Origin of the sequence: Frankia umida (assembly GCF_023242945.1) — a bacterium.
Lineage (GTDB): Bacteria > Actinomycetota > Actinomycetes > Frankiales > Frankiaceae > Frankia > Frankia umida.
This window is the reverse complement of the sequence record NZ_JALKFT010000062.1, coordinates 1-14,125: the sequence shown is the minus strand read 5'-3', so window position 1 is coordinate 14,125 and position 14,125 is coordinate 1. Positions and strand designations below refer to the sequence as shown.

Genomic DNA, 14,125 nt, shown 5'->3' with positions numbered 1-14,125 from the left:
CCGAACTGTTCCATGAGGACGGCTTCGGGGGGTAGGGCGTCGCCTTCGTGGAGTTCACCGCGCACGATCTGGCGGCGCAGGTGGGCGGCGACGAGTTCGGCGGTCTTGGGTACCCGGACGTGCTGACCGACCCGGTTCGTGGCCAGCAGCGGGCCCCCCAGCCCGCGGGTGATGGTCCTGGCCGCGGTCCCCTCCGCGGTGGTGCCACGGCTCAGGCGCACCGGATGTGGCGCGACGCGGGACGTCGCGAGATCTGCGGACGGCGTAAGCGTCATACTTTTGTTCCCCCTGGTGACGGCTGCCTGTCCCGGTTCGACGCGGCTGCCTGAGCGTGACCACTGATAGGTGGCTCGTAACCACTGCAAACCAGTTGGCTACCAACCGTGCTTACTAGGTCGCATTGTGGCAGCGCGTCGGAGAGGTCGGCCCTGGGGGGCGTGGGAGTACCACGCTGTAATACGCAGATTGTTACGCAGAGTAGATGTAGCGCCCGATGTGTCATCCACCTACCGAGCTGCTCGCTTACACCGTGCCCGCTGCCCGTCCGCGCCGGTCGGCCCGGGGCGAGGTGCCGGTTGACCTGGGACGATGTGACCCCGTTCGCGGGGCTGTCGGTGGTGACGGGCAGAGTCGCACCGGCCCGCCCGAGGGCTCCGTCCAGCCGGCGGTGGGCCCCGATCAGAGAGATGGCTACGCGCTGTCGTCGGCCGGAGGGTGTTCGTCCGACTGGTTGACCGGTCGGGGCGGCGGGGGCTCGGTGGCCCGGAAACGGCCGGTGGCCCGGCACCTGTTGCGAGGATGCCGGGCCACGGACGGTGACGGTGACGGTGACGGTCGGAGGGTGACTCAGACGGTCGTGGTGATCGCCGCGGAGGTCTCCGCGGCCTCCAGGGTCACCGCGACGGCGTGGACGACGGAGGCGACCCGGATCGCTTCCTGGATCACCTCGCGGGCCACGCCGCGCTCGCGCAGCTCGTGCTCGTGCGCGGTCAGGCAGCGTCCGCAGCCGTTGACCGCGGAGACGGCCAGCGACCACAGCTCGAAGTCGACCTTGTCCACACCCGGGTTGGCCAGCGCGTTCATCCGCAGACCCGCCCGCAGCCGGGAGTACTCCGGGTCCTCGAGCAGGTGCAGCGTCCGGTAGTAGATGTTGTTCATCGCCATCACCGCGGCGGCGGTGCGGGCCGCGGTGGCCGCGCCCGGGTCGAGGTGTCGCATCGCCTCGGGTTCGAGCTCGGCGAGCGTGGTGCGCCCGCGGCTCGCGATCGCCGCGGCCAGCACCGTGCCCCACAGCTGCCGGGGGGACAGCTGCGACTGGCTCGTCACCGAACCGAGGTTCAGTCGCAGGTCACGGGCGTAGTCGGGGAGCAGCTCCCGCAGTCGGGCGACGGACATCAGACACCGACCGGCTGCGGGGCCGGGGCCGGGGCCGCGCTGCCAAGCGTCGCCTCCCCCTTCTGCCAGTTGCAGGGGCACAGCTCGTCGGTCTGCAGGGCGTCGAGTACCCGCAGCACCTCGGCCGGGTTCCGTCCGACGCTGCCGGCGGTGACCATGACGAACTGGATGACGTTGTCGGGGTCGACGATGAAGGTCGCCCGCTGCGCCACACCGTCGTCGCCGAGCACACCGGCGCCGGCGGTGAGCTCCTTCTTCAGGTCGGCGAGCAGCGGGAACGGCAGGTTGGTGAGGTCCGGGTGGTTCTGCTTCCAGGCCAGGTGCACGTACTCGCTGTCGGTGGAGACGCCGAGGATCTGCGCGTCCCGGTCGGCGAACTCGTCGTTGATGCGGCCGAACGCGGCGATCTCGGTCGGGCAGACGAAGGTGAAGTCCTTCGGGTAGAAGAACACGACGCGCCACTTGCCGGCGCGGCTGGTGGACGACTCCTGGACGAAGGCGGTGTCCGGGTCGCTCGTGACGACGCCGATCAGGTCGTAGGCAGGGAAGGTGTCGCCAACGGTCAGCACGTCCGCGTGCTCCTTTCGAGGTGGGGCCTGCCGGGTGCGGGTGGCACCGGGGAGGGCGCGAGCCGCTGTGGGGCAGGGCCCCGGGGAGAAGTCCGGTACGTGGCCCACTCTCGTCAGCAACAACTGAGAAGTAAAATCGAAAAGTTCCGCAGTTTTGATAGCCTCGATCTATGGCTAGTCCGCAGCCCACGGTGACCCAGCTTCGTGCGCTGGTGGCCGTCGCCGACCACCGGCACTTCGGCCGGGCCGCGGCCTCGCTGCACGTGAGCCAGCCCACCCTGTCCAGCGCGGTCGCCGCCCTCGAACGCACCCTCGCGGTGAGCCTGGTCGAACGCACCACGCGCAGCGTGCTGCTCACCGGCGTCGGCGAGGAGATCGTCCGCCGCGCCCGGGTCGTGCTCGGCGCCGTGGACGACCTGACCGAGGTGGCGCTGCGGGCCCGCGAGCCGTTCGCCGGAGATCTGAGCCTGGGCGTCATCCCGACCATCGCCCCCTACCTGCTGCCTCGCCTGCTGCCCGCGCTGCGCGGCGGCGACGGCGGTGCGGATGCTGGTGGCCGGACCCCACCGCTGCGGCTGCGGGAGGCGCAGACCGAGACCCTGCTGGCCGAGCTGCGCGGCGGCGCGCTCGACCTCGCGCTGCTCGCGCTGCCCAACGACGAGCCCGGCATCGGCGAGATCCCCCTCTACGACGAGGAGTTCGTCCTGGTCACCGCCGCTGCCCATCCACTGGCCGGGGGAAGTTCGCTGCCGGTCGCGGCGCTCGGCGGCCAGGAGCTGCTCCTGCTCGAGGACGGCCACTGCTTCCGCGCCCAGGCGCTGGACGTCTGCCATGAGGCCGGTGCCCAGGAACGCACGGCGCTGCGCGCCGCGAGCCTGTCCACCATCGTCCAGATGGTCGCGGGCGGTCTCGGCCTCACGTTGCTGCCCGCCGCGGCGGTTCCGGTCGAGGTCGGTGAGGGCCGGGGCCTGGCCGTCGCCACCTTCCGCCGCCCTGCCCCGCACCGCCGCGTCGGTCTCGCCTACCGCACCACCTCGGCCCGTCTCGCCGACTGGACCCTGCTCGCCGCCCGCATCCGCGCCGCCCTGCCCGCCACCGGCCTCGACCTCGCCCCGGTGCTGGACGGCACCGTGGTCAAGGGGTGACGGTGCCGAAGACGTCGGGGACGTTCTCGTCCAGGACGAGGAGGGTGGCGATGCGGGTCAGGTGGTCGCGGTCCCTGGCGGGGGCGTGGGCGGCCAGGTCGGTCAGCCGTTCGCTGACCTCGTCGTAGAAGGCGTCGGTGAGTTCCTTGCCGGCGGGGGTGAGGCTGACGGTGATGGCGCGGCGGTCGGTCGCCGACATCGCGCGGGTCAGACAGCCGCGGCGCTCGACCCGTTCGACCAGGCCGGTGACGCTGGACTTGTCCAGGCGCAGCATCGCGCTGATCTCGCCCATGCCGCGCGACTGGTCCTTGAGCACGCACATCAGCTGCGCCTGCGCCACCGACAGCCCGTGGCGCGCGCAGACGTCGGCGTAGATCGAGTTGACCAGGTAGGACAGGCGTACCAGGGCCACCGGTGTCGTGAACATCGCGCCCACCCGGGATCTCCGCCTCTCCGCCTCTCCGTTCGCTGACGGCTCAGCCTACCGACGGACACGCGCACAGCGCGGCACAGTCTGATGCGGATGCCCGGGAGCCCAACGGCCGGCAGCCCGAACCCGGATGGACGCGCCGGCAGCCGGTGCGCGGTTCAGGCGAGGCCGGTCACGATCGTGACGGTGCCGACGGCCAAAGCAGGTACGGGTTCGGGCCAGCGGGTGGACAGCAGCAGCCGCTGCAACTGGTACTGGATGATGCCGGCGGCCAGTCGTGCGTCGTCCAGGAACTCGGCGAGGTTACTGACATGTGCGAAGACCTGCCCGGTGGGCGACCATCGAAAGGTGATGACCAGAAGGTCTCCCGTGGTGCCGACATCGAGGAGAGCGACGCTGCCCCAAGGGCCCGCGGGGGGAGGCGGCGGGGTGCTTCCGTCCATCGGCGCGTAGGCCCGCCGCCGGGTTACCCGATCAGAATCCGGCGGACCTTCAGCGATCGGCTCCCAGCCCTGCACCTGATCTCCGTCGGCCGCGATCAAAGCCCGCAGATCGCGGGTGATCCCTGCCGCGACCTCCGCCATCAACGCTGCCTTCATCATCGGCCCTTCGTGTTTCCCGGCTGTCGTCACAACGTATCGATCTGGGAAGAGACCGCTCGAGAACTCTCCGAGTGCCGCGGGGGCGACAACCTCATCGCACGCCTGGAAGGGACGCGAAGCACCCTCTCGCCCCCGGGACCCGCCGGGTCATCTGTTCCACGCGGCCGAGAACGTCGGTCGGCGCGCCCGCGGACCTGGAAGGTCCGCGGACCTGGAAGGTCAGTGGGGGTCGCGGCCGGCGACGCTCGGCGCGTCACCGGGGTCGGCCGGTGGAGTGGGGCCGAGGTCGGCCAGCAGGTCGTCGAGGACGGCCTCCTCCTCAACCCGATGGCGGTGCTCGCCAAGGGCATCGCTCAGGTCGGGGTCGAACCGGGCGTCGACGGGGCGTCCCGCGAGCCCGGCGAGCCCGGGCCGTAGCGCCCGCTCGTAGTGGGCCCGGTCGTACCGCCAGGGGACGGCGCCGAACCGGGTGGTGACGGTGTTCGCGATGGCCAGCCCGCCCCAGTCGAAGTCGCCGTGGTAGCGCAGGACGGCGCCCGCGTCGGCGAGCAGGCGCAGCAGGGAGGCGGCGGCCGCGGCCGGCATACCTCCGACGCAGACCAGCGGCCGGCATCGGGCGCCGAGCCGGTCCGCGGCGGCGCTCACGACCGCCGGGTTCTCGCAGACGAACACGGCCGTGCCAGCCAGCGCGGTCAGGGTCGGTGGGTCGCCCACCAGTTGGCGCAGTGACAGGTGCACGGGCTCACCGGCCCCCCGCCACAGGTCCAGGACGCGGCCGGTCACGCTGTGCCGGTCGCCGGGCAGCCCGAGTGTCAGCACGGGCAGCGCCAGCTCGCTGACGAGGACGCCGACCGCGGCCCAGGCCTCCCGACGCCACTCGGCGGACCGCGCGGTCCGTCCCACCAGCTCGTCCGGACCAGCGTCGCCATCATCGCCAGCGTCGGTATCGGCGCCATCATCGCCATCGGCGCTGAGCGACCGGCCGAGCAGGGCGACAGCGTCGAGCACCAGGCTGGACAGGGGGCGGTCGGCGTCCAGGCCGTGACCGTCGCCCAGCACCCGGGCGGCGAACACCGAGATCGGCGCGCCGTCGGCCGGCAGCGCGCCCAGCACGGACACCGCCGCCGCCATCAGCGCCTGCCCCTCCTCCCGCGAACCGGCGAGCCGTCGCAGCAGACCGGTGGTGCCAAGCCGGTCCCGCCAGGCCCCGAGCGCCGGGCGGGCGTCCACGAGGGGATCGGCCAGGGCGAACACGGCCCGCCAGTCGCGGGCCGCCTCGGCGGCGAGCGCGGCGCGGTCGACGACGGGACCGGTGAGCGCGACGACGGCGGCCGCGAGGCTCGGCGCGCATCCGCTGCGCCGCACCACCGTGTCGAGGTCGTCCACGTCGACCCGCAGGGAACGGCCCGACCGAGGGCGGCGTCCCAGCAGCCCGGCGAGGGCGACGCGCTGCTGCTCGGACGGATCCGGCAACGTGAGTGCGCCGGTGAGGGACCCGCCCCGCTCCAGCCGGGACCGCGCCCGTGCAAGGATCCACTGGGTCGGTGGCCCGAACAGCCGGCCGAGCCGTTCGAGGTCGACCGTCCCACTGACGGCTGTCCCGACCTCGGTCAGGTCGAAGCCGGTCACACCGTGGTGGATCACCGGCTCTGTGCTCACGGCTCGTCCCACAGCGTGTTCTCGGCAGCCGCGGCGGCGCCGGGCCGCACGTCGGTAGCGGTGGCAACGCCGGCGGGCCGCCCGACGCCGGCGGGGAGGCGCTGGCGGCCGTCCCAGCGCCAGCGGGTGACCAGGACCGCGTCGATGCCGTCCCGCCGGGACAGCTGGCTGATGGCCAGGCCCGGGACGGTCGGGTAGCAGCCCCATTCCCGCTCGCTGGTCATGACGACGTCCATGTCGAAGACGGCGAGCAGGCCAAGGCAGGACGCGCGGGCGTCGTCGTCGACGCCCGCGAACGCCTCGTCGAGCATGACGAGGCGGGGCGCGTGCGGGTGACGGGCCGAGCGGTAGTGCCCGGACGCGGCCGCGAACAGCGGAATGGTGACGGCCAGGGCCCGTTCGCCGCCCGAGGCCGGGCCGGACGCCGAGCGCCACTGGCCGTCGGAGAAGCGCTGCACGGCGAACACGTGCCAGCGACGGTAGTCGAGGGCACGGCCGAGGTGTTCCAGCCACGTCCCGCCGGCGTCCCGGTCGCGCTCGGCCTTGATCTGCGCCTGCAGGAACGCGCCGACGGCTTCCCGGTCGGCGGGTGACCAGGCGTCCGCGACCTGGCGCAGCAGGCGGTCCCGGGCGGGGCCCAGGCCGGGTGGCGCGTCCGGGCCGGGACGCCACTGGAAGCGCAGTTTCATACCGGTGCTGTTGGGCCGCTCGTCGAGCTCGGCGTTCATCCGCTCGACCTGGTGCTCGGCGTCGCTGATCAGGTCCTGGAGATGGCTGGCGACCTCGCTGACGAGGTGGTTCTCCAGGATGGTCCGTTCCCGTTCGGTCAGCAGGCGACGCCGTTCGGTCACCTCGACGCCGAGCGCGTCGGCCAGCTCCGCGGGGCTCATCATGCGGGTGCGGAACGTCGCCTCGACCACCCAGCCGTCGTCGGTGAGCGTCGCGGCGGCGTGGTGGCCGTGGCGGCTCATCACCTCCCGCAGGGTGCCGTGCTCGGCCGCGATGAGTTTCTGCACCCGGTCCCAGCCGGCGTCGGAGTCGTCCACCTCGCCGACCGCCGCCTCGATCTGGCGGGCGAGGCGCACCGCCGGGTCGGGTGTCCATTCCCGGCCGGTGTCGGGGAACGCCAGCTCGGGCAGGGCGATGGCCAGCAGTCCGCCGGCGGCGAAGCGGCGCAGCCGGCCGGCCGCCTCCCGGCGCTGCTCGCCGAGGTCCGCGACCCGGCTGGTGAGACCGCTCTCCTGCCCGCGGGCCTGGCCGACCGCCTCCGCGATCGTCAGCCGGAGCTGGCCGAGTTCCCGGCGCCGGACGGTGGCGGAGTCCAGAGCGTGCTGGGCGGCGGCGAGCTGGCGCTGTACCTCGGCGACGGCGGCACCGACCGTGCGTTCCCTCGTCTCGAACGCCGTGCGGGCTGACAGGTGCTCGCCGCGGGCGTCGGCGTGCTGGATCCCGCGCCGCTCTACCTGCTCCTGGACGTCGGCCAGGTCCTGCTCGGTCTGCGCGAGCTGGGCCGCGGCGGCGACACGTTCCCGCACCGCGGGCCACAGCGTGGACAGGGCGACGCGGTAGGCGACGAGTGCCTCGCGGGTCTGCTCGAGCTCGTCGGTCGCGACCGGCAGGCCGAGCTGGGCGGCGGTCTCATCGCGTTCGGCCCGGGCCTGCCGGAACGCGTCCTCGGCCCGCTCCGCGGTCCGCGTGGCCGTCTGGTGGACCGCGTCGGCGCGGTGTCGGTCGCGGTCGGCCTGGCGGGCGGCGGCGAACGTGTGGCGGGCCGGGGTGTCCGCCGGGAGGCCGGCCACCTCGTCGTTGAGTGTGACCCGGCGCTGGCGCAGGGTCACACGGGCCGCGTTGTGCTCGGCGATCTCGCGGTCAAGGGCGGCCAGTTCGGTGTCGATGTCGGCGAGGTGGTTGCGGCGGGCCAGTTCACGCGCCGCGTGCCCGAGGTAGCGGGCCGCCGGTTTGGTCCAGGAGCCGCGCAGCCGCCCGACGCGGAACCGCCCGTCCGCGGCGACCCAGGTGTCGCCGACCCGGTCGACGGCGTCCGGATCCGCCGCGTCGGACGTATCCGCGGGGACGTACCCGACGCGGGCCAGGACGGCGGCCACGATCGTGTCGGGGACGGCGGCCGCTGCCGGGTCGCAGCGGTCGACCGCGGGACGCAACACCGCGCCGAGATGGTGGTCGCCGACAGGGCCCGCGCCGGCCCCGTCGGCGACGATGGCCACGTCGTGTGTACCGGGGGTGAGTAGCCGCCCGTCGGGGCTGAGCCAGGCGTCCAGCAGCCCGGACGCCTCCAGCGCCGCCTCCAGCCCGGCGATCTCCGCCGGACCCGGCGGCGGGGAGGCGGCCAGGGCCGGCGCGGGTGTCGGACCCGCCTCGCGCGGCTCGATGAGCTGCCACAGTGGCGCTCCCGGCCGACCGTCCCGGTCGGCGGCGCGGGTCGGCGGGGCCGGCGGGGACAGCCGCGCCCCCTCGGCCAGGGCGCGACGCTCGGTGCTCAGGTCGCGCACCCGTGCCTGCGCCTGCGCGACGGTGGTACGCAGCCGCTGGTCGGCGGCGCCGAACTCGTTCTCCAGCTCGCGGGTGCGCGCCATGACCGCGGTGATCAGCGGACTGTCCCCGTCGAAACCGTCCAGCCAGTCGGCCACGGTGGCGAGGACGTCGTCGAGGTCGGTCAGGCGGAGCTGTTCGGTGCCCTCGAGGTGGCGGCGCGCCGCGTCGACGAACGCGACCGAGGCGGCCTGCCGGGTCGCCTCGGCGCCGGCTACGGCCTCGGCCGCCCCATCGAGGACCGACCGGGCCTCGTCTCGCTCCCGCCGCCGGTCGGCCGACCGTTCCTGGGCTCGACGGTCGGTCGCGATCAGGCCGGCGACCAGCTTGACCGCGTCCTCGCGGTGTCGGGTGACGTCCTCGGCCGCGCGCCGGGCGGCCGAGGACACCTCCTGCACCCGCTCGACGGGCGGACCGTCGGGCAGCCGCAGGGGGACGAGCAGCGCCTGGTGTTCGGCGGTGACGCCGGCATGCTCGGCGCCGGCGTCGGCGGCATCGACCGCACGCTCCAGCGCGACCGTGGTCGCCTCGGCCCGCCGGGTGGCGTCGGTGGTCCGGCGGACGAGGCCGTCGCGCTGGGTCGTCACGGCCGCGAGTTCGGCCCCGGCCCGGCTGGCCGCGCGCTCCAGATCGGACATCCGCTGCCGCAGCCGGACGAGCTCGCGGGCCTGATCCATCTCCGGGCGGGCGGTGAGGGTGTCCCGTTCGGCGGTGAGCGTGGTGATGCGCTCCTCGTTCTCCCTGTCCTGCCCGTCCACCCGGATCGCCTCGGCCTCGACCCGCTCCCGCTGCGTCCGGACGTCGTTGAGCTGGCGGGACGCCGACTCGTAGGCGGCCTGGGTGGCGCGGGGCTCGCGGGCCCGACGCCGCGCGCTGATCCGGGCGTAGTGGCGATAGTGCCCGAGGAAGGCGGTGGCGGCCTCGTGCGCCTCCTCGAAACCCTGCAGATCCGACTGTTCCTGCTCGAGACCGCGGAACGCCTCGGCCGCGTCCGCGATCACCGCCTGGTCCAGCGGGGTCAGCGCCTCGGTCAGCGCCACCGACAGGGCCCGCTCGTCCGGCTTCTTCGACAGCTGCGGCTGGCGGAGCGCGATGAGCAGGTTGATCAGCGCGTCGTACCGTTCCTCGCCGAGGCCGAAGAACGCCTCGTCCAGGGCACGCCGGTAGCGCGACGCCTGTTCGTAGACGTTGCCGCGCGGGCCCAGGGCGTCACGCAGCCGTTCCTTCGTCAACGCGGTCCGGGTCGGGCCGACCAGGTCGAGATCGACGCCGACACGGGCGTCGGCGATGAAGAACCAGGTGACGACCGACCCGCGGCTGGCGACCGCTTTCAGCCCGGCCCCGATCGTGCGGTACTCGGCGGCGCCGGACGCGTCGAGCCGGCCGAACTCCAGCCAGCTGTAGCCGAGGCGTTCCGGATGGGGATGGCGCCCGCCCATGAGCAGGTTCCAGTCCATCCGCTTCTTCGGGTCGCCGTCGGGTTCGACGCGGTGGGCCGACACCTCACCGTCGAGCAGGAACGGCAGCAGCATCGCGAGGACCTTGGACTTGCCGGTGCCGTTGTTGCCGCGTAGCAGCAGGTTGCCCTCGTGGAAGTGGAACTCCTCCTCGTCGTAGAGGAAGACGTCGACCAGTCCGGCGCGCAGCGGCTGCCAGCGTTCGGTCGTTGGCTCCGTCATGCCAGTGCCTCCTGTCCGCCGCCGTCCCGCAGGTCACCGAGCGCGAACCGGGCGAGCGCCGGCAGGGCGAACACGTCGTCCCCGTGTCGGCGTAGCAGGCCGAGGGCCCGCATCCGCGACAGTGCCCGGTCGACCAGCTCGACCTCCGCGTCGGGCTCGGTGACACCCTTGCGCCAGTGCTTCTGGTGCTGGGCGATCAGCTCGCGCATGTGGATGTCGAGGTCGGCGACGGCGATCGGCTCGTCCGGGCCGCGTCGGGCGCCCTCGCGGGCGAGATGTTCGGCGAGCAGGAGGGTGGCGTGACCATCGGTACCGTCCTCGGGCATCCGGGTGTCGGTGAGGTCGCCGTCGGGGTCGACCATGGCGATCCCCTCCGCGCGGACCTCGGCGACCAGGCCTGTCGCCTCGGTGATCCGCCGGGTCAGCGCGACCCGCTGGCTGCTCAGGTAGGCCCGCTCGCCCTCGTCCAGATCCGCGTAGTAGATGACCGGGTCGTCCAGCAGACGCCGGGTCAGCGCCTGGCGTCGGGCCAGGTTGCGCGCGTCGTCGGTGTCGGCCGTCAGCTCCTCGACGACGGCGGCCAGCCGGCCGTCGACATCGGCCGAGCCTGGGATGTCGCTGACGGTCGAGGGGCCGCGCCGGGTCACCAGCATGCCGCTCAGCGCCCGGCGGTCGAGGTCGTAGAGGGCGTCGCCGGTGCCGGCGGTGAAGGTCGTCTCGTCGCCGGCGACCCGGCGTAGCACACCGAGGTCAAGGAGGACGCGGACGGCCGCCACCAGGTCGGCGCGCTCGTCCCGGCTGTCGAGGCTGAACCTGATGCCCGCCTCGGCGAGCTCAGGGGCGGCGCAGCCCATCATCACGTCGTCGGCCAGGCTGCCCAGGGTGATCTGGTTGTCGGCCCGTTCCAGGCCGGCCAGGGCCAGGCAGAGCAGGACGTAGCGGCGGCGGCTGAACGGCTGCTGGGCCGATCCTGCCGTGGCCGGGCGGGTGCCGTCGGTCAGATCGGCCGGGATCTTGGCCAGTCGGGCCACCTCCGGGTCGACCCGCAGCGACCAGCCTGTCTCTCGGGTGAACCAGTCCCGCAGCCATGTCTGGTGCCGGCGCACGAGGCGGAAGGTGTCGGCGTCGGGACCGTGCGCGACGAGCAGCGGGCGGCGCAGGATCGCACGCATCGCCCGGCGGCGCTCGGCGGCGCGCTGCGCGTCAAGCGCGTCGATGACCGCCGTCGACGACGCCCCGGGACGCGGCCCGCGTGGGATGGCGCGGTGCTGGGTGGTCACGCCGTCGCCGTCAGCAGGTCGTGGATCTCCAGGAGATGGTCGGGGCCGGTGAACCGGCCCGCGCTGGTGGGCACGGTCGCGATCACACCGTCGTCGGTGGGGGTGAGCGAGATGGACAGAGTGCCGTCGGCGCTGCTGGTCACGACGCTGATTTCCCCCGGCCGGCGACGGGCGAGGGCGTCCCCGAGGACGGCCAGGAACAGTCGGAAGGTCGGGTCGTCAAGCTCAGCCAGCTCGGACAGGCGCACGGGTTCGCCGGTGGCGAGCTGGCGGCGTGCGGCCCGCACCACCTCCTCCTCGGCCGCCAGCCTCTCGGCCAGCAGCCGGCGCTCGGCCGCGCGGTCGCGGACGCGGTTGGGCGCGCCCCTGCGTTCGTACCGACCGGTGCGCCGCAGCCGGATGTCGACGAGGATCGGCGGTGCCTCGCTCCACGGCGTCGACGCCGGCACCGGCTCGGCGTCACGGGCCTCCAACGTCGCCGCGTCGACCGTGAGGTGGCGGGCTGGAGCAAGCCCGAAGCACACCCGCCACAGCCGGTGGGCGTCGTCGTCGTTCGGGGCCTGCGCGAACCAGAGCGCGAGCGCACGGAAGTCCGCCGACCGGTCGCTGCGCCCCGACCTGCGCTCGTTGAGGACCAGCACCACCGACAGCAGCGCCGGCACGGCGGCCCGAGCCCGTTCCCGCAGGAGGCGTGACTGCGGCGGATGCCGCCGATCGCCGACGAACCAGTGCCGCAACCCCTCCCACCGTTCGGTCCACAACGCCAGCCGCTCGCCGACCACCTCGTTCGCCAGCGGCCCTGTCGGCTTCCCCCGCGTCAGCTTCGGCTGCGACGGTGTCGGCTGGGACGGTGTCGGCTGGGACGAGTAGTCGAGGTCGGGTGCCGCGTCGCGGGCCTCGCGCTCGGCGACCGCCCGTAGCAGGCGGGACAGGTCGTGCTCCTCGATCTCGCGCAGGACGTCGACGATCCGCGCCGAAGTGACGACGAGGTCGCGGATGAACCGCTGGAGATAGTCGATGAGCTGTTCCTTGTAGGCCAGGAAGACGTCGAGGTCGGCGTCGTGCAGATCGATGGTGCGCTGCAGCGAGCCCATGAACGCCTGGGCGTTGTCCGCCAACCCGCGAAAGACCCCGGCCAGGTCGCGCAGTAGCTGGTGCGCCTTCGCCGCATCGATCTCGGGTTCCGCCAGCAGAGCCAGGAGCGCCCGTAGCTGGCTGTGGATGTCGGACAGGGCGACGGCCTGCAGCTCCCCGCGCCGACCCAACGTCTCGTCGAAGGTCTCCAGCGCGGTCTCGGCGGCCTCGCCAGCGGGCGTGAGCTGGTAAAGGAACCGGGGGCGGTTGAAATCCTCGACGGAGGTGACCCGGCTCGTGTCCGGATCGCCGCGCAGGTTGCCCCAGTCGACCAGGCTGCGTAGCTCGGCGCTCACATCCGTGATGCCGCCGAGGTCCAGACCGTTCAGCCCGTCCCCGTCCTGGCCTGGCTCGCGGGCGAGCATCTCCAGGACGTCCTCGGGGCGCAGGTGGACGTTGAACCTGCGCTTCGCCCGGACGAACGTCCCCATGATGGCCCGGTACAGCGGGGCCTTCTCCACCGTCACATGGGTGAAGGGACCGAACCGAGAGATGTTCGCGGGCCGGTCGCGGCCCCCCGCCCGCTCCGACGTCGCGACCCCCGCCACCCGCATCAACCTCCCGGCTGCCCGTCAGAAGTTCACCCTGTGATATCACGCCCACCCCGGCGTGTTTCCAACGGGTCCACAGATGGACACCCAGCGTACGCATCCGGGTCGGGATCACCCGCGCCGTCTCCTGGCGACGACCGCACGGTGTGGCTCTGCGCCCGACGACTTTCGGCAGGTGGGCACGGGGCTACACCTGGCCAGCCACCACCTCCACCTGGCCGGGGCGAAGCGGCGTACCGGAACCTCGCCGACGGCTCAGCCTACCGGCGGCCAGCTGGATGGCCATGAAGATTAATTTTTGATACCTACTGTATGTGAAACATACGAGTCTGTCGTCTGATCGGTCCTCGTCCCGCCTCGCCGTCCAGTCAGGAGTCCGCAGGTGAGCGCCGGTACGTCCGCAGCGGGGGCCCGTCGCACCGCCCGGCGCGCCGGCGGTGACGCACCCGCATGTGCCGCTGGCCGCGGTCATCGCGCACCTGGATGGGACGCGAGGGCTCCTCTCGTACCACGCGGTGATCTACTCGGCGGCGCCGATGAGGGTAAGCCTGAGCCTGGTCCACCCTGGAGAGGGAAAGCGCTCTTTGACGCGGGGACCTGTCTGGGAGGTGGTGTCGAGAATGAGCGGTATGCCATCCGGCGGGCCGCCCCCGGGCTCGCGATACGACGATGTGCGTCCCTACGCGGTCGCGAACTCTTTGGACGAGCTGCAGGGTCCGACATCGGGAGTGGTGGTTCTTGACCGGTGGCTGGACTGGTCGGGCTCAGCTCGGTACGACCTGACGAACCCCGGCCGTCTCGCACGGATGTACGAGACGGTGCTGCGGGAGGCGTCCAGGACCGCGGACCTGTCCCGCTGGTTGGAGGGGCGCACACTGGCTCGGCTCTGGGGTGACCTGGTTCTGCCGCCGCAGGTCCGTAGCCGCTGGGAGGCCCGGTTCCCCGAACTGACCGCCGGGCGCCCGTCCGCGGCCTAGCCGGGTGACCGGGAAACGTAGCGCGCAGGCCCCGTCCTTCAGGGCGGGGCCTGCGCGTCAACTCGGCTGCCAGAATAACCGGGGAATCGTGTGTTCTGCCCGGTGTGGGAAGTCGGGTGGTGAAGCGGGCGTACCGCTACCGTTTCTACCCGAC

General features: G+C 72.9%; 11 protein-coding genes. 2 read left to right on the top strand and 9 right to left on the bottom strand.

Annotation, left to right across the window (positions count from 1 at the left end):
* From MXD59_RS25415 to MXD59_RS25405, 3 genes are all read right to left on the bottom strand, one after another.
* The coding region (locus MXD59_RS25415; protein WP_248827102.1) for a GntR family transcriptional regulator at window positions 1-275 on the bottom strand (275 nt) is incomplete at its 3' end.
* A gap of 571 nt (window positions 276-846) precedes the next feature.
* On the bottom strand, window positions 847-1,395 hold the full coding sequence (gene ahpD, locus MXD59_RS25410; RefSeq protein ID WP_248827101.1) for an alkylhydroperoxidase, AhpD family: 549 nt from the start codon (window positions 1,393-1,395) through the stop codon (window positions 847-849).
* Complete coding sequence (locus tag MXD59_RS25405; RefSeq protein ID WP_248827100.1) at window positions 1,395-1,964, bottom strand: peroxiredoxin; 570 nt, start codon at window positions 1,962-1,964, stop codon at window positions 1,395-1,397. Before MXD59_RS25405 ends, ahpD begins: the two co-directional genes overlap by 1 nt.
* A gap of 170 nt (window positions 1,965-2,134) precedes the next feature.
* On the opposite strand from MXD59_RS25405, the gene MXD59_RS25400 reads away from it, so the two are divergent.
* Window positions 2,135-3,109 carry a LysR substrate-binding domain-containing protein gene (locus MXD59_RS25400; RefSeq protein ID WP_248827099.1) on the top strand — a complete coding sequence of 325 codons (975 nt, stop codon included), beginning with the start codon at window positions 2,135-2,137 and terminating at the stop codon, window positions 3,107-3,109.
* On the opposite strand, the gene MXD59_RS25395 is transcribed toward MXD59_RS25400, so the two are convergent.
* From MXD59_RS25395 to MXD59_RS25370, 6 genes are all read right to left on the bottom strand, one after another.
* On the bottom strand, window positions 3,099-3,536 hold the full coding sequence (locus tag MXD59_RS25395) for a MarR family winged helix-turn-helix transcriptional regulator (RefSeq protein WP_248827098.1): 438 nt from the start codon (window positions 3,534-3,536) through the stop codon (window positions 3,099-3,101). The two genes, MXD59_RS25400 and MXD59_RS25395, sit on opposite strands and share 11 nt — an antisense overlap.
* Before the next feature lie 161 nt (window positions 3,537-3,697).
* Window positions 3,698-4,123, bottom strand: a complete 426-nt coding sequence (locus tag MXD59_RS25390; RefSeq protein WP_248827097.1) for a hypothetical protein — start codon at window positions 4,121-4,123, stop codon at window positions 3,698-3,700.
* 237 nt (window positions 4,124-4,360) lie between these two features.
* Complete coding sequence (locus MXD59_RS25385; protein WP_248827096.1) at window positions 4,361-5,800, bottom strand: TIGR02679 family protein; 1,440 nt, start codon at window positions 5,798-5,800, stop codon at window positions 4,361-4,363.
* Window positions 5,797-10,029: a TIGR02680 family protein gene (locus MXD59_RS25380; RefSeq protein WP_248827095.1), complete on the bottom strand. Its 4,233-nt coding sequence runs from the start codon at window positions 10,027-10,029 to the stop codon at window positions 5,797-5,799. The genes MXD59_RS25385 and MXD59_RS25380 overlap by 4 nt, the downstream gene beginning before the upstream one ends.
* Window positions 10,026-11,309, bottom strand: a complete 1,284-nt coding sequence (locus MXD59_RS25375; protein WP_248827094.1) for a TIGR02678 family protein — start codon at window positions 11,307-11,309, stop codon at window positions 10,026-10,028. The genes MXD59_RS25380 and MXD59_RS25375 overlap by 4 nt, the downstream gene beginning before the upstream one ends.
* The gene (locus tag MXD59_RS25370) at window positions 11,306-12,991 is read right to left on the bottom strand and encodes a TIGR02677 family protein (RefSeq protein ID WP_248827093.1); all 1,686 of its coding nucleotides are present in this window, start codon (window positions 12,989-12,991) and stop codon (window positions 11,306-11,308) included. Before MXD59_RS25370 ends, MXD59_RS25375 begins: the two co-directional genes overlap by 4 nt.
* A 632-nt stretch (window positions 12,992-13,623) precedes the next feature.
* Between MXD59_RS25370 and MXD59_RS25365 the strand changes: the two genes are divergently transcribed.
* Window positions 13,624-13,971: a hypothetical protein gene (locus tag MXD59_RS25365; RefSeq protein ID WP_248827092.1), complete on the top strand. Its 348-nt coding sequence runs from the start codon at window positions 13,624-13,626 to the stop codon at window positions 13,969-13,971.
* The last annotated feature ends 154 nt before the right edge of the window (window positions 13,972-14,125 follow it).